Origin of the sequence: Ruegeria sp., from assembly GCF_965199275.1 — a bacterium.
Classification (GTDB): Bacteria; Pseudomonadota; Alphaproteobacteria; order Rhodobacterales; family Rhodobacteraceae; genus Ruegeria.
Map to the genome: position 1 here is coordinate 294,619 of NZ_CBDAQX010000022.1, position 14,115 is coordinate 308,733.

Genomic DNA, 14,115 nt, shown 5'->3' on the forward strand with positions numbered 1-14,115 from the left:
ATCATAGGAGGGGGAAGATATCGAGCGCCCGGATGCCGAGCGGGGTGGTCAGGACATGGGGGGCCTCTTGCGTGCCTGAGCCGGTCAGCCCCGGCGGCGGTGGCGCGGTGGCATGGGCGGTGCGGGTGAAGAGCCGCTCGACGCTGGCGCCGTCCTGTCCATCCTGCCCGTCCTGTCCGTCCTGTCCGGGCCGGCCCTGCGCTCCCAGGGAGGACCAGAGCGTGGGGCTGCTCCAGCGGGTCCAGGGCCCGCCGCCGGTGCGGCCCTTGCGTTCGGTGATCCACTGGAAGGGGGCCTTGGATGTGAGGCTGACCGGTATGCGCTGCCATCCTGCGGGCAGATGGGTATCGCTGTCGCTGCCGCCAGGCCCCGGGCGGGCGGGTGGCGCGTTCTGCGTGGCGCTGGCGCGGAACGCATATTGGGTGACGGGCAGTTTGACCGCATCCGCCAGATCGACGGGGCCGGTGAAGGCGGCCTCTCCGGGCACGCCATCCCTGTTCAGGGCGGCGAGCGCAAAGCGCCAGCGCCCGGCGGGTGGCAGGCGTGTCTCGAGCGGCAGGGCGGTGATCCGGCCATGCAGGAGCGGGGTGAGCGCCTCCCATGTGGCCGCAGCGCGCGCGGGCCCGTAGCGCAGGGCGTAGCCGGCGACGCGCCCGTCAGGGGGCGGGGTGGCGGTAAAGCGGCGGGCGCCATCGCCCAGCATCTCGACCCCGAAGCCTTCGGGGGCGGCGATGGGGACGGTTTTGTCGCCGATGAGGGTATGGGTGGTGGTGAAGACGGGCCCGAGGGGGGCGGCGCGGGAGCCGGGGGTGATCTCGATGTCGATCTCGCGGCCGGAGGCATCATCGGTTGAGAAGATATATGTGGTGACGGCCTGCCGGTCGTCTGCCACGACGCGCCAGCCATGGCTGTCGCGGGCGCGGATGGTCGCGCCCTGCCAGGGGCCGGATGTGGTGAGCCGCAGGGTCACTTCGGTGGTTCCGTCGGCGCGCGCCCGATCGGTGATCGCGGCATCGAGCACGGCCGGGCTTTGGGGAGCGGGCAGCGGCAGGGGCGCGCTGAGATCGGCGGTGGCGGCGTTGTGATAGGCGGCCACCTCGTCGATGGCCTCGAGCCGGATGCGCGTGGCCGAGACCGGTTCAAAGCCCACGATGCGCAGGGGCGCGGGCGGGGCGTCACCGGGATAGACGCGCCAGAGCACATCCGACACCTCCGTCTCTTCGTGCTGCCAGTCATCGGGCAGGGCGCTGGCGGGGCGCACCAGGGCTCCGTCGGCGGTGATCGCGCGGGTGATGAGGCGACCATCGCCCAGGCGCAGCATCGCATACCAGCTCTCGTCTTGCGCGATCTCGAAGCTCTGGCCCAGGTCCCAGCGTTCGGGAAGGTTTCTGGCGGCGTCAGCCGGCAGGACCGTGACGAGCCGTCCGGTCTGGCCGCCATCGATGAGGGAATGGGTGAGGCGCACCACGTCGCCCCGGGCGATGGAGAGCCCTTCGGCGGCCATCTCCCATGTGAGACGGCGGCGGTGATAGAGCTGGCGGGCGGCCTGCAGATTGGCTTCGGTGGCGGCCTGGGCGGGCGTGGTGACGCCCGGCAGCGTGAGGGTTGCGGTGCGTTTGGGCGTGGTGACGCCCGGCATGGTGCGGCGCAGGGTCTGGAATTGCCAGTCGGCGTCCGGGTCGAGATAGCGCACGGCGATCTCGTCGGCGGGTTTTTCGCCGGACCAGGTGATCTCGAGGCTGCCCGCTATGATATTGCCGGGGGTGATGAGCGCGGTGGCGGGGGTTGCGGGGTCGTCCCACACCACGCCCAGCTTGCCGCTGGCCCATGTGGGGCTGGCCCGCCCGCATTGGCAGATGGTGCGGATGATCCGGGCCGAGGGAACGGGGCGGTCGAGGCTGAGATTGCAGGTGAGGTTTTGCCTCTCGCACCAGGCGGCCCAGGCGGTGAAGGAGGGCAGGTCGATGCGCCGGTCAGCCAGTCCCAGCCCCCAGGCAAGGCGGCCCGAGACAAAGCCGCCGCGCAGGAAGGCGAGCAGGATCCAGGCCGGGTTGGAGGTGGCGCGGGGTTTGGCGCGGCGCGAGACCGAGCGGGGCAGTAGATGCCGGGTGATGGCGTGGATGGCGGGCAATTGGCCGGAGGCCTGGGCCGAGGCGGGCAGGCGCAGCCGCAGCCGGGTCTGGCCGCTATAGTCGGCGGTATCGGGCTGGAAGGAGCGCAGCGCGGCCCAGGCCAGCGCGTCGATCTCGTTATCCGCGCCCGAGGGCGCGGTGCGGCGGCGCACGCGGACCTCCCACTGCGCGGTCGCCCCGGGGTGGATGCGGATGGTGCGGCGCAGCCCGTCGCGGGGGCTGTCGCCATTTGCGCGCAGCGTGACGCGGCGGCGGGTCCAGCCCTCGCGCACGCCCACCCTGCGATAGCTGATCACGATCTCGCGGGAGAGAGCGTAGGGTTTGCCGGAGCGTTTGCGCAGACCGAAGAGCTGCCCGGTGATGTCGAGATCGAAGCGGTTGGTGCCGGGGCTTGTACGGCGCGAGATCAGGCGGCGGCCTTCGAGCTCTGCGCCCTGGATGGTGTCGACATTGGCAGGCCATGTGGGATCGGGCCCGCGCAGGATCTGCGCCTGTGCGCCTGGAAAGTCCGACAGCGGCTGGTTGCCGATGCGCAGGTCGGCGCGCTCCAGATGCAGGTTGCCCAGGCCGAATGTGAGGCTGAGATTGAGGAACTGCGCGTCATCCTCGAACTCGGTCCAGGGTTTTGCGCCGAGATCGGGAAAGACGCGGTGGCGTCCGAAGGTGAGCAGGAGCGGCGCGTAGGGCCGGGCCCGGTTGGCACCGCCGCTCAGCGAATAATCGCGGCGGGCGGGCGCGTCCTGGTCCAGCCCGTCCGCGTCGCGCACGGGCACCAGCGCGTTGATGATCAGCCCGCCGGCGGTGGAGATGGCGGCCCCGGCCAGGGCGCCGGCAACCTGTGCCCCCAGGCTGCCGGCCCCAAAACCAAGCGCGCCGCTTGAGGCGATGGCGGAGGCGGCCCAGCCGCCGATGGCGATGGTGGCGATGGTCAGGATGGCCGCAAGCGGGTTGGAATCATCGCCCTGAAGGGCTGCGCGCAATGTGAGGCGCTGGCCGGGGCGCAGGGCCGTGTGCGCCCAGGCCCCGGGCGGCAGGGCGATCCCGTCAAGGCTTACGTTTACCGGCAGGGACCCCCGCGCGGGCCAGGCGAGATCCAGCGCCTGGGCCACGCTCAAGGGTTCAGGTGGGGCGTCATGGGTGCGCGCGGGCAGGGGCAGGATGATCTCCGGCACCCGGGCCTGCGCGGTCAGCGGGTGCGGCCACAGATCGGCGCTTGCAAAGCCGACCTGAGAGGCCGTCACAGGGGGTTTGAAGGGCGTTTGCGAGGGTGTTTTTGAGGGTGTTTTTGAGGGTGTTTTTGAGGTCATGATCCTGTCTCCCAGCGATAGAGCCCGACCACCACAAGCCCGCGTGCGGGCAATATGCGCAACCGGTGCAGCACCGTGCCCAGCCCCGGTTGCCAGTGCAGGCAGGCCGGCTCGGTCATGTCGGCATAAAGCCCGATGTGATGGCCCAGCCCCGCGCGGCGTCCGCGCGCCCGCATCAGCACACCGTCCCCGTCGCACGCCCTCTCGCGCGCACCCAGGCGCCGGGCGATCCCGCCTTCGGTTGCGCGCCCGGTTGCGCATCCGGTTTTGCGCCCGGCTTCACACATGAGCGCGTCCCGGATGGCCGCGTCATTGGCGCGGATGCCGCCCGGCGCGGCGGGCAGGGCGATGTCGGACCCGAACTCGACGCGCAGCACATGCGAGACCAGCGCGGCGCAATCTTCCGCCCGATGCCCGATCCAGCGCTCTGTCCAGTGCGTCTCCATCAGCTGAGCTTCCATCAGAACAGCCCCATCAGAACAGGCCGGGAGAGGTGGCGGGATCGTGGCGCAGGGTTACACCCGCGCGGCCCAGGAGCGGATCAAAGCCCAGCCGGGCGGTCACCGTGCGGCTGGTGGCGGTGATCTGCAGCACATCCATGGTGACGTCATAATCGGGGGTGGCAACGGGGGTGTTCTCGCGCGCGGTGACGATCATGACCCGCACGGTGATGCCATGGATGCCGCTGGCGGTGGCGCGCGCCCCATCGATCCAGGCGGTGATCTCGCGGCCCACATTGTCGATCGCCAGTTCCGCCGCCGGCACCCGGTCGGGCGCGTCCGTGGCGATGCGGGCCTCAAAGCCCAGGGCGATATATTTGCGCCCCCCGATCACCCGGTCGCGGCTCTGGCCGTCATTGATGATGCGCACCCGGGCGGAAAGCTCCGGGTGCGCGATTTCCAGCGCCGCCAACTGGCTGTCTTTCGGGCTTGCGGCAATGCGCGCGCGGGCGCGCGCGGCGTTTTCGGCTTTGCTCATGTGGTTTCCAGCTCCATCTCAAGTTCCCAGCTGCGCCGCCCGGCGGGCGCGACATGCGCGCGGTAGCTGATGCCGCCATCCCCGCCCACCACGCGCATCATGACCCGCGCCCCGGTCTCGTCGGGAAAGCGAAACGGGCGATGGGCATTGGCCCCGGCCCAGGCGCGGAACCGGATGAGGTCTTCATCGGGGCTGCGCGTGATACCTGCCTCCCGGCTGCCCAGGAGCCAGGCGCGGATCCGGCGGCGGGCGGGGGTGGCGGTAAAGCGGCGCACCTGGCGTATCGCGCCATCGTCGAACCCGGTGCGCTCGACCACGGTGACGGGCAGGATCTGCCGGGCCGGGTCGATCCGTGCATAGGCGGGCCATGCGGGCCTTGTGGGAGAGAGGGGGGCGGACATCAGTAGGGGCTCTCCCCGGTGGTGGTGCGGACGGCCTGGCCGATGGGGCCGTTTGTGAGGATGTCCTCGACGACGAGGCCGATCACCCAGCGATCGGGGCTGAAACTGGCGTGCGCCTCCACCGCCCGCTGCGCGGTGCCGCGATTGTCGATCGAGATATCAACGCGCGGTCCCGGCCCGGCCCCTGATGCCTCTGAACCGCTGCGCCCCGGCAGGCGCAGGCTGGGGATATCGTGGCCGCGCAGCCCCGGCACGCCCGGCACACCGGCCACGTCGCCGGCATGATAGCGCGCCGCCTCGCGCAGGATCTCCTGGGCCCGGGCCTGATCGGGGCCCTGGGCTACGCCGCCCAGGACCGCGCGCGATTGCGCCGGGGTCAGCACCGCCTCGCCCTCCATCAGCACCGCCGGCACCTCACCGGGAAGAAACGCGCCCGCAAGGCGGTCGGCGGGGGAGGCTTTCGGCACCCCGCCGATATGGAAGGGGCGGGCTTTGGGTCGCGGGGAGCTGCGGGGGGCTGCACCGCCCCCGAACACCCCGCCCAGGGCATCGGCCAGCGGCCCGGTGATGTTCCGGCGAATGGCAATGCGCGCCAGATCGGCGATGATGGAATTGGCCAGGTCGCCAAAAGACGCCTTGCCGGTGGTGACAAAGCGGGTGAGGGCGTCTTCCAGCCCCTCAAACCCCGCACCCCAGGCCCGTCCCACCTCGTCGCGGCTCTCGATGGCGTCTTTGGCATAGGTGCCCAGCGTCCGCGCCAGCGCGGTTTCCAGCTTGCGCGCCTCTTGCCGCGCCTTTTCCATCTCGCGGCGCAGTCTTGCCGCCGCGCGGGCGGCCGCGCGAGACCCCGCGCGCTCGGCGCTGCCTGCCGCACGCAACTGCGCCCCGAGCCGGGCGGTCTCGGCTGCCGCCTCCGCCGCAGCCTCCGCCGTCTCGCGCAAACCCCTTGTGCGCGCCCGCGCTTCCTCGGCCGTGAGGCCACCTGCCACATAGCCCTGTTCAACAGGCGCGATCTCGCGGTCAGATCTTTGCAGGCTGAGCGCGCGCGCCAGCGCCGCCGGATCGCCGCGATGCTGCAATCGCAGCCTGGCCTCGTCCAGGCGCGCATCGGCCGATCTGCCAAAGCGCTCCATCTCGCTTGCCGCCTGCCGCAACCGCTCGGCCAGGCGGTCGGCCACGAGAACCCCGCTTTCCAGCCCCGGCGCGATCTGCGCGCCGGCACCGGCCAGCGCGAGCACCTGGTCCTCGGCCTCCAGCACCTTGCGGATAAAGGCCTCAAGGGCGGCGCGCTGGGTCTCGCTCTGGCTCCGCACTGTCGCCCCCGTGGTGACGAGCGCTGCGCGCAGCGCCTCAAAGGCTGCCCTGCGCGCCGCGCCTCTTCCCCCTCACCCGCCCGCAAGCCCCGGAAGGCCTCGATCACCCGGGCGGCGGCCTCTTCGGTGAGACCGAAGGCCCGGGCCAGCTCTGTCTGTGCCGCGCGCGCCCGCGCGCCCAGATCGTCAATGTCGCGCGAGGCCCGCGCAAACGCCTCCGGTTGCGCCTGAAGGGCAATCTCCTCCAGCAGCTCCTGCACCGTGACGCCGAAGCGCCGCGCCGCCGCGTCGAGCTCGGGCCCCTCAAAGATCTGCGCCAGTTCCGCCTGCGCCGCTTCCCGTGTCTCGGTGACCTGGCTAACCAGGTCCTCAAGCGGGCCGGAAAACGCCGCCCGGGCCCGGGCGGCCAGATCTGCCAGCAGCGCCTCTTCATCGGCTCGTGTCCGGCGCGTGGCCGCAAGAGAGGCCGGGCCAGCCGCATCCTCCAGCTCTCCGATCACCTCCGCAACGGCCCGCGCCGCATCGCGCCGCGCCAGTGCCTCCTAGGCGGCAATCAATCCGCGCGCCTGGTCGGCGGCGGCCCCGTATCTTTCCGCCAGCGCCTCGACGTCGCGCGCCAGGGCGCGCAGGGACCGCAGCCGCTCGGCGGCCTCCGCCAGCCGCTCGGAGGCCTCACCCGCCTCACCCGCCTCTTCGCCCAGGTCAAAAAGCGCTCCCGCCAGCGGCAGGCCCACCGCGACCACGGCCCCCAGAACCGCCCCCAGGGCGCCAAAGCCGCCCAAAAGCTGCGGCAGGTTCTGCGCCAGCGCCACGCTGGCGGCTGTCCCGGCGGCGGTCTGCACCGCGAAATCCTGTACCTGGAAAGCCACGTTCTGTATCGCCGCGCGGCTGGAGCGGCCTGCGCCCGCAAGCGCGCGGTTGGCATTGGCCGCGCGGCTGGCAGATGCGGCCTGCATGTCCATCGCGCCCGCCGCACGGGCCGCGGCGCGCGCCGCCGCCTGCGTGGCACCTGCGGCCTGAACATTCGCGCGGGCTGTGCGCAGGGCGGCGCGGGCCAGCCGGTCCTTTGCGCGCGCGTCCTCCAGCGCTGTGCGCGCGGCGTCGGAGTGTTCGCGTCCAACTTCTGCCTGGGCGCGTTCCAGTTCATGCGCGGCGCGCGCCGCCACAACCGCCGATTGCGCAGCGACCGCATTGGCGCGCGCCACCTCCCGGCTTGAGCGTTTGATCACCCCGCCCAGCCGTTGCACCTGCGTCGCGGCCGCTTTTGTATCCGCCGTGATGCGCAGGGCCAGCTCAAGCGTGTTACCCGCCATCTCCGCCCCCTCCTCCGCTCTCTCCTCCGCTCTCTCCTCCGCCCCCGCCCATGAGCGCCGCCGCCATCATCCTCTCAAGCCCGCGCATCCGCTGCCGCTCGGCGGCGCGCCCGTAAAGCACCATCTGCCGCCAGGTGAGGGTCGCCATCAGCTCGTCGGGGCGTCCATGTCCTGCGCTGGCAAGAAGGCTGAGGAGCTCAGCGAGGCCCAATATGCGCTCATCGTCTCCCGGCCCAGGTGCTGGCCCAGAAGACGCGCGGTAAAAAAATCGGTGTTGACCTGCCAGACCGCCATCGTGAGCATCCCCGCCCAGGGCTCGCGCAGCGCCGCGATCCAGCCCGTCTCGCGACCCGTCGAGATCGCACAGATATCCGCCCAGAGATCGGCATGTGTGCCCAGAACTTCCGCCACCCGCGCCGGCGTCATGCCCTCGGGCTCCCCCAGAAGCGCGGCCAGGTCCTCGATGAGCCCCCGCGCGCGGGCCTGCACGTTCAGCCCGTCCATAAAGCGGAACTCGCGCACGGTTACGCTCACCTCAGCGCCGGTTTCGGGGTCCTGCAGCATCAGATCCATGTCCGGGAGCAGAACCGCCGCCTCACACTGGCGCGGATCGGGGGTCCCGGGTTCCGCTGTCCCGGGATCTGTCTCTGCGGTATGTTTGCGGGTTTTGCGCATCGGATCAGCCCTCCGGTCCGTAGATCACCAGCGCCGCGCCCGCATCTGGTTCGAGAATTTCCACCTGCAGCGGGATGCGCTGCGCCTGGGTCGGGTTTTTCAGGGCCATCTGCCCGTTGGGCGACACCGTGCAGCGCGGCGCAAAAAGGCGCTTGCCCACGCCCTCCACCGCATCCTCGATATAGCGCAGGCCGAACTCGCGCAGCTGTGCCTCCGAGGAGGTCGCGCGGGCCAGGGTCTGTGCCACCGGGGTGTAGCTCACGCGCACCGCCTTGGAGGCGCCGCTGATGGGCTCGAGATCGGTGAAGAGGATCCGGGCCCTGCCATGATCGATCCTGTAATGCGCCGCGTCCAGGGCGGTGTTGCCGCTCGCGCCTTGTTTGACCGTCACCGCCGGGGTGGCGGCGATGGCCGAGACCCCTTCGGGGCGCGCGCGGCTCACGCCCAGCTGGTACCAGACATCTTCGCGCAAGGCGGAGAGCAGCTCGCCTTCCACCACCTGCGCGGATTGCGCATCACGGCCGGTTTCGCCGAGGATGAAGAGCGCGAGGTTTTTTGCGCTCATATCCTCCAGTTCGATATCCATCCGCCGCGTCACGCTGCGGGGCTTGTGCACCAGGCGGCGGCGCACAGGCCCGTTGCTGCTTTCCACGGTGATATACTCGCTTGTCACGGTGACGGAACAGGAGGGCAGTTCGCCCAGGTACCGCTCACCGCCTTCCGGCTCGATCAGGTAGAGCCAGCCGGCCCCCACCACGATCTGGTTTTTATGGTGCTCCTCGCGCATCGCGTCTTTCCTTCCATGTGCTGTTCAGGTCTTCACCCACCAGATGAGATCAAACCCCTCCTCCCAGACCGCGCGCGACGGGGTCAGTTCCGCCAGGCGTCCCTCGCGCCAGATGAGCGGCTCTTTGGCGCCGGGCGGGCGAAACGCCGCAAGATGTGTGCGGATCGTCTCCAGGATCGGTGTCAGCTGCAATCTGGCCCTTGATCCTCCGGGATCGTTGCGCAGCGGGATGGCCACAACCACGGCCAGGCGGGTGATGATCCGGGCGGCAGCGCTCTGCCGGTTCACCGGATCGGCGCCGCTTTCGCGCAAGGTCAGCACCGCGATCACGGGTTTGCCCTTCATCTGCGGCACTCCGCGCAGGCTCTCGCAGATCTCGACACCCTCAAGCCCGCCCGCCTCGGAAAGCCGCTCCACGATGGCCCGGGGCGCCTCATGTCCCGTCACCCGGCTCATGGCAGCGCGGCCTCAAGCCAGTCCTGCATCACCCCGGCAAGGCCCAGGCGATCCTCCGCGTCGATCCCGAGAAAGGGGCGCGCGGGCAGTGTGATGCGCCGCGCGCCGATCTGCGCGATCGCAATGGGCACACTGCCCGTCTTGCGCCGGCGCGTGCTCTTGCGCGCGGCAAACCGCCCCTGCCCATCGAAGGCCAGAACCTGGGTCCGCGCGCTCTGTTCGATCTCGCCGCCGAACTGGTGAATGGCGGCGTATTCCACATTGGTGCCCACCAGCACGCCATCGGCCTCAACCGACCAGGTGATCGAGTGCTGCAAACGCCCGGTATCGGTCAGTGTCCTGCCGCCGCGCGCCCCGGCTTTTGCCCGTTCGCTTTCGACCCAGGGGGTGCCGTCGGGGTCTTGCGCGGCAATGAAGCGCCGCTGCACCCCGTCGGCCAGCAGCGCCCCGATTGCGTCATGGAGATCGGCGCGCTCGGCAGGCTCTCCAAGCCGTCCGGCCAGAGTGCCCAGCGTGGCGCGCAGCGCGCTGCCTTCCAGCGCGATCTCGATCCGCGCCCCGCTCATCGCCCGCGCTCCGGGCAGGATGTGTCGCCAAAGCCGTCCGCGACCGGGCCCTGCGGGGCCGCGATGCGCGGGGTTTGCGCCCGCCGTCTCACCGCTTTGCCGTCCGCGCGCACCAGAACGGCCTGGCCCCCGGCCAGGGCGCCAAGCTGCGCCCGCGCCCGCCGGGCGGCGTGTTTGACCGTATCGGACATCTCGTCGTCATAAAGACGCGCGCGGGCCAGATCACAGGCGATGGCGCGCAAAAGCGGGTAATCGCCCTCCGGCAGGGGCAGATCATAGAGGCGGGCAAGGCGCGCATCGATCGCCGCCGCCGCATCCGCAAGCACCGCCTCAAGCCGGCCGTCATCGGGCCGGCCGTCAGCGTCCTGATCCAGAAGCTGGTCGATCTCGTCCGCGCCAAAGCGGGCGCGCAGATCCGCTGCCGCCGCGTAGCTCATGTGGTGTCTCGCCCCGTCTCTGGCCCCGTCTCCGCCCTGCCGCCTTCTGCGGCCTGCGCGGCCTCCCAGGCCGCATCGCGCTCCGCCGCGCGGATGTCGCGCAGCCCGGTGATCTGAGCCAGCGCGCGGATTTCGGGCTTGCCGCCCCGCGTCCAGTGATCGGGATGGCCCGGCTCCAGGGCGGCCATCGCGCGGATCAGGGCCGCCCTGCGCTGCGCGGGCTCTGTGCGCTCCGTGCGCTCCGGGTCGGCAGGGGGAGCAGGGGCATCCGGGCCGGGCGGGCCGGGCGGGGCATCCGGGTCAGGCAGGTCGGTGTCGGCCCCCGCGCCGGGCTCCACCGCATCCCCGCCCGCGATGAGCAGCTCTGCGGCCGCGCGCGGCCAGGTCACGACCGCGCCCGCCGGGTAATGCAGCCCGTCATGTTTGACTGCGCTCAAAAGCCGGATCTCGAGATCACCTTTCTGAACGGCCGGGGCGGGATGTGCGCCTGCGTTCGCAGCTTGTGTCCGTGTCATTCGCCCCTCCTCTCACGCCACCGCGTTGCGGAAGAAATACCCCGCCAGTTTCGCAACCATCGCCTCGTCGCAACTGTCGACCACGCGCACCACATAGGTGCCGCGCACCCCGATGCGCGGATCGAACCCCACCATCACCTGGCGGCCCAGATAGGGGGCGGTGAAGCCCAGGCTGGGCGGGCCTTTATAGTCGGTGTTGGGATCGCGGCGATAAAGCAGCGCGTGCTTGCCCCAGCAGCGGGCCAGGTTGGCCGCCTGGCCGGGCCGGGCGGTGTTGACCCGGGCTGAGCCGACATGGATGCGCAGCATCAACACCCGCTCCATCGCCTCGCGGCTGGCAATGCCGGAATCCCCGTCATTGGCATGGGTGGCCTTGAGCATGCGCGGATGGGTGCGCAGGGCGGCAAAGACCTCCTCGCCCATGGCGATATCGGTGGGCTTGACGATCATGCCGGTCTGCGCCGCAACGATATCCCTGAGCGGGTTGCTGTCGGCATGGGTCCATTGCGAGCTGCCCGACAGGGTGATCTTGTTGGTGTCGGGGTAATGGGCCGGATTGAACACCAGTTCCGCCACGCGCAATTCGCGCGCGATCATCAGAAGATCGGTCAGCACCATCGACGCGCGGTCGATCGGGTTCATCGCGGTGGGGGCTGTGTTGGTCACGTCATCGGCCGGGATCGCGTCATCCAGCCCGTAATCCTCCACGGACCGGGTGTCCTCGGCCGAGCTCAGATGCACCATGGCAGGCGCGGAGCGGCGCCCCACCCGGGTGGGCGGCACCGTGAAATGCTCCTCAATGGGATAGCGGTTGAACCGGTATTCGCGGCGCATCAGGGCCGCGAGGCGCGGCAGGATCAGATCGGCGATATATTCATCATTGGCATAGCCCACGGCAATGCCCGAGCGATGAAAATCCACCGGATAGGGGCTGGGCGCGGGACCGGCGGCAAAGCGCGCGCCGGGCGGCAGGTTGCCCTGACCGGGCGGGGTCGCAAAGAGCGCGGGGCCCGGAAGGCCCCCGCCCTGAATGGGCTGCCCCTGCGCGCCCCCGGCCGCAACCGGCATCAGCTGCGCCGGATCGGGATGTTGAAACTGGAACATGACTGCCTCCTCAGATCTGTTGCGGCGCGATCAGAACCCGGACCAGGTCCCCCGGCGCGTGCGCGGCTTGCAGGGCGATGCCCACCGCATGCGCGCGGGCCTGCCAGCTCACCAGGAGCCGCTCCCCGGTGGTCGCCACCGATATGCTCAGGCCCGCATCATCCGTGAGGCTGGCCTGGCCCAGGCGGTCGGCATAGCCGTCTGCCAGTTCGATCACACCGACAAGCCTGTCAGAGGCCCCCAGACCCGGAACCGCAAGGGCTGCATTCGCCGCACCCCCGTCCACGACACGCTGATGCAGACCGCCGCGCGGGGCGCGAATGCCCCGGCCTTTCGCATCGCCGCTCACCAGGGTGCCGGCGCTGAACGCGCCCCCCGCCTCCAGCATCGCAATGCCCGCAAGATGAATGTCCACCGCCCCGCCGGCGCTTGCACCAAGATCGGCGCTGATCCCGAGCGGCAGGACAGCCGGACCGGCCGCCTGAACCGCTTCCGTGCCGGGATCGGTGATCCGGCAGACCCGGCGCGCGGCAACACCGGCACCGGCCTTGAAGCTCTTTGTGAGCAGATACTCCATCATTGCGCCGTCTCCCCGTTTGCGGCCCGGTGGATCGCTGTGGGCAGATCAAGCGCACCGCTCTTGTCCGCCGCCATCAGCGCCCGCGCCCGGTTGGCCAGATCCTGGGTGGCCGCCGTGAACTGTGCCTCCGGTGAAACCTGTGCACCCGGCCCGCCCACCTGCGCGAATGCGGGGGCAGGGACATGCGCGGGGTGCAGGGCTGTGCCCTGCCCCAGCGGCACCCGTTGCGGCAGGGCCGAGATCAGCCCATCCAGCACCTGGGACGGGCTGAGCGCCATCGGCCGCCCGTCCACACCCGCCATAGTGATCTGGCCGCCGCCCTGATCGAGCGCGCAGAACAGCGCCGCATAGGCCTGCGCTTCCGCCGGCAATACACGCCCGGCCTGCACATGCGCCGCCACACGCGCGCTTGCGCCCCGCTCGCGATCCATGCCTTCGCGCGCCAGGCGTTCGGCCGCGATCTGCTGGCGCTCGGCAAAAAGCAGCTGGCGTTCCGAGGCCAGCTCGGCCACTTCCGCCGCATCCCGGGTCTGGGGCCCCGTCACACCACTGGCCCCCGGCGGCAGCGCCCCGGCGGGCGGCGCGGCCGCAAAAAGCGGCGGGACCGCACCCTGCGGCTGTGAGACAGGCACAAACTGTAGAGCCGGCTGCCGGGCTTGCTGAGGGGTTTGTTGGGGGAGCTGGGCCGCCTGCACCGCAAATTGCGGCGCCACATCCTGTGAAAGGGGATGGGCCTCAAGCGCACCACCCGGCTGTGCTGGCATCTGTCCTGCGGGCTGTACTTGCATCTGTTCTGCAGGCTGGGCCGTGAACCGGGCCGCCCCCGGGTCCATCACGGGCTGCATCACGGGGCTGGGTTGCGCGTCAAGCGGCAGGGCCGCAGCCTGCGGCGGCACCCTTGCGCTGGTGAAAACGGGTTGGTTCATCACACCCTCCGGTTGGGGACAGGAAAAGACAAGCACGCCATCGGCGCGCGCGGAAAACTGCGAAGGTGACAGACCTTCAATGGCCGGGCGCGATGCGCCCAGAAAGCCCAGATGCCGCAGGCGCCAGCCCGTGGACAGGGGCGCAAGCGCCACCGAGCGCGGCCCATAACGCCCCGCCTCCACCGCCGCCCGAAACCCCGCATCCAGGCGGCTCAGACGCGCCTGCAGACGATCGCCTGTCACCCGCAACCCGCTGACCCAGCCCATGGCAGGCCCGTCCGTGTCCGGATGGCCCAGCACCACAGGGGCCGGGTCGGCCCCGGCATAATCACCCACGATCGCGGCCAGATCGCCTTGCGTCCAGGTCGCGCGCCGCCCATGGGCATCGGTATGGGTGCCCGCCCGGAAAATATCGATCCACCCGTCCAGCGCGGAAAAGGCGGCAGAGGTAGCGGCAGGGGCTGCGGCAGGGGCGGCGGAAACTCTCATGAGGCCCAGGCTATCAGCCACAGCCCTGCGCGTCAGCGGACCATGGTCCGCTGACGCAAGAGCCCAAACCGCGCTACCCTGAAGCGCAGACACATATACCCCGAGCGCGCCCGCCGACAGGCGCGACCATATCGGG

General features: G+C 70.6%; 15 protein-coding genes. All 15 read right to left on the minus strand.

The window, feature by feature from the left end:
• Position 1: 1 nt before the first annotated feature.
• A complete protein-coding gene (locus tag ACOERD_RS21145; RefSeq protein ID WP_419740350.1) occupies positions 2-3,439 on the minus strand; it encodes a host specificity factor TipJ family phage tail protein in 3,438 nt (1,145 codons plus the stop codon).
• Positions 3,436-3,900, minus strand: coding sequence for a hypothetical protein (locus ACOERD_RS21150; RefSeq protein WP_419737945.1), 465 nt, complete (start codon positions 3,898-3,900; stop codon positions 3,436-3,438). Before ACOERD_RS21150 ends, ACOERD_RS21145 begins: the two co-directional genes overlap by 4 nt.
• Before the next feature lie 13 nt (positions 3,901-3,913).
• Positions 3,914-4,417 (minus strand): DUF1833 family protein, encoded by a 504-nt coding sequence (locus ACOERD_RS21155; RefSeq protein WP_419740351.1) that lies wholly within the window; start codon positions 4,415-4,417, stop codon positions 3,914-3,916.
• The gene (locus tag ACOERD_RS21160) at positions 4,414-4,818 is read right to left on the minus strand and encodes a hypothetical protein (RefSeq protein WP_419737943.1); all 405 of its coding nucleotides are present in this window, start codon (positions 4,816-4,818) and stop codon (positions 4,414-4,416) included. Before ACOERD_RS21160 ends, ACOERD_RS21155 begins: the two co-directional genes overlap by 4 nt.
• On the minus strand, positions 4,818-6,131 hold the full coding sequence (locus tag ACOERD_RS21165) for a phage tail tape measure C-terminal domain-containing protein (protein ID WP_419740352.1): 1,314 nt from the start codon (positions 6,129-6,131) through the stop codon (positions 4,818-4,820). The genes ACOERD_RS21160 and ACOERD_RS21165 overlap by 1 nt, the downstream gene beginning before the upstream one ends.
• 542 nt (positions 6,132-6,673) lie before the next feature.
• Positions 6,674-7,444, minus strand: coding sequence for a hypothetical protein (locus ACOERD_RS21170; protein WP_419740353.1), 771 nt, complete (start codon positions 7,442-7,444; stop codon positions 6,674-6,676).
• Between the two features lie 147 nt (positions 7,445-7,591).
• Positions 7,592-8,119: a DUF6631 family protein gene (locus ACOERD_RS21175; RefSeq protein WP_419737939.1), complete on the minus strand. Its 528-nt coding sequence runs from the start codon at positions 8,117-8,119 to the stop codon at positions 7,592-7,594.
• A gap of 4 nt (positions 8,120-8,123) precedes the next feature.
• Positions 8,124-8,906: a hypothetical protein gene (locus ACOERD_RS21180; protein ID WP_419740186.1), complete on the minus strand. Its 783-nt coding sequence runs from the start codon at positions 8,904-8,906 to the stop codon at positions 8,124-8,126.
• Positions 8,907-8,930: 24 nt separating this feature from the next.
• A complete protein-coding gene (locus ACOERD_RS21185) occupies positions 8,931-9,362 on the minus strand; it encodes a phage tail terminator protein (RefSeq protein WP_419740354.1) in 432 nt (143 codons plus the stop codon).
• On the minus strand, positions 9,359-9,928 hold the full coding sequence (locus ACOERD_RS21190; RefSeq protein WP_419737936.1) for a phage virion morphogenesis protein: 570 nt from the start codon (positions 9,926-9,928) through the stop codon (positions 9,359-9,361). Before ACOERD_RS21190 ends, ACOERD_RS21185 begins: the two co-directional genes overlap by 4 nt.
• Positions 9,925-10,365, minus strand: a complete 441-nt coding sequence (locus tag ACOERD_RS21195) for a phage protein Gp36 family protein (protein WP_419737935.1) — start codon at positions 10,363-10,365, stop codon at positions 9,925-9,927. The genes ACOERD_RS21190 and ACOERD_RS21195 overlap by 4 nt, the downstream gene beginning before the upstream one ends.
• Positions 10,362-10,880 carry a hypothetical protein gene (locus tag ACOERD_RS21200; RefSeq protein ID WP_419740355.1) on the minus strand — a complete coding sequence of 173 codons (519 nt, stop codon included), beginning with the start codon at positions 10,878-10,880 and terminating at the stop codon, positions 10,362-10,364. Before ACOERD_RS21200 ends, ACOERD_RS21195 begins: the two co-directional genes overlap by 4 nt.
• 12 nt (positions 10,881-10,892) lie before the next feature.
• Entirely contained in the window at positions 10,893-11,984 is a 1,092-nt protein-coding gene (locus ACOERD_RS21205) for a hypothetical protein (protein ID WP_419740356.1), read from the minus strand.
• Between the two features lie 10 nt (positions 11,985-11,994).
• Positions 11,995-12,564 (minus strand): hypothetical protein, encoded by a 570-nt coding sequence (locus ACOERD_RS21210; RefSeq protein ID WP_419740357.1) that lies wholly within the window; start codon positions 12,562-12,564, stop codon positions 11,995-11,997.
• Positions 12,561-13,979 carry a hypothetical protein gene (locus tag ACOERD_RS21215; protein ID WP_419740358.1) on the minus strand — a complete coding sequence of 473 codons (1,419 nt, stop codon included), beginning with the start codon at positions 13,977-13,979 and terminating at the stop codon, positions 12,561-12,563. Before ACOERD_RS21215 ends, ACOERD_RS21210 begins: the two co-directional genes overlap by 4 nt.
• Positions 13,980-14,115: the final 136 nt, after the last annotated feature.

Excerpts from the sequence above, each read along its gene's own strand:
- ACOERD_RS21190 (WP_419737936.1), bottom strand. The coding sequence starts at position 9,928 with ATGAGCGGGGCGCGGATCGAGATCGCGCTGGAAGGCAGCGCGCTGCGC.
- ACOERD_RS21205 (WP_419740356.1), bottom strand. The coding sequence starts at position 11,984 with ATGTTCCAGTTTCAACATCCCGATCCGGCGCAGCTGATGCCGGTTGCG.
- ACOERD_RS21175 (WP_419737939.1), bottom strand. The coding sequence starts at position 8,119 with ATGCGCAAAACCCGCAAACATACCGCAGAGACAGATCCCGGGACAGCG.
- ACOERD_RS21150 (WP_419737945.1), bottom strand. The coding sequence starts at position 3,900 with ATGGAAGCTCAGCTGATGGAGACGCACTGGACAGAGCGCTGGATCGGG.
- ACOERD_RS21210 (WP_419740357.1), bottom strand. The coding sequence starts at position 12,564 with ATGATGGAGTATCTGCTCACAAAGAGCTTCAAGGCCGGTGCCGGTGTT.
- ACOERD_RS21215 (WP_419740358.1), bottom strand. The coding sequence starts at position 13,979 with ATGAGAGTTTCCGCCGCCCCTGCCGCAGCCCCTGCCGCTACCTCTGCC.
- ACOERD_RS21170 (WP_419740353.1), bottom strand. The coding sequence starts at position 7,444 with ATGGCGGGTAACACGCTTGAGCTGGCCCTGCGCATCACGGCGGATACA.
- ACOERD_RS21180 (WP_419740186.1), bottom strand. The coding sequence starts at position 8,906 with ATGCGCGAGGAGCACCATAAAAACCAGATCGTGGTGGGGGCCGGCTGG.
- ACOERD_RS21200 (WP_419740355.1), bottom strand. The coding sequence starts at position 10,880 with ATGACACGGACACAAGCTGCGAACGCAGGCGCACATCCCGCCCCGGCC.
- ACOERD_RS21195 (WP_419737935.1), bottom strand. The coding sequence starts at position 10,365 with ATGAGCTACGCGGCGGCAGCGGATCTGCGCGCCCGCTTTGGCGCGGAC.
- ACOERD_RS21160 (WP_419737943.1), bottom strand. The coding sequence starts at position 4,818 with ATGTCCGCCCCCCTCTCTCCCACAAGGCCCGCATGGCCCGCCTATGCA.
- ACOERD_RS21145 (WP_419740350.1), bottom strand. The coding sequence starts at position 3,439 with ATGACCTCAAAAACACCCTCAAAAACACCCTCAAAAACACCCTCGCAA.
- ACOERD_RS21185 (WP_419740354.1), bottom strand. The coding sequence starts at position 9,362 with ATGAGCCGGGTGACGGGACATGAGGCGCCCCGGGCCATCGTGGAGCGG.
- ACOERD_RS21155 (WP_419740351.1), bottom strand. The coding sequence starts at position 4,417 with ATGAGCAAAGCCGAAAACGCCGCGCGCGCCCGCGCGCGCATTGCCGCA.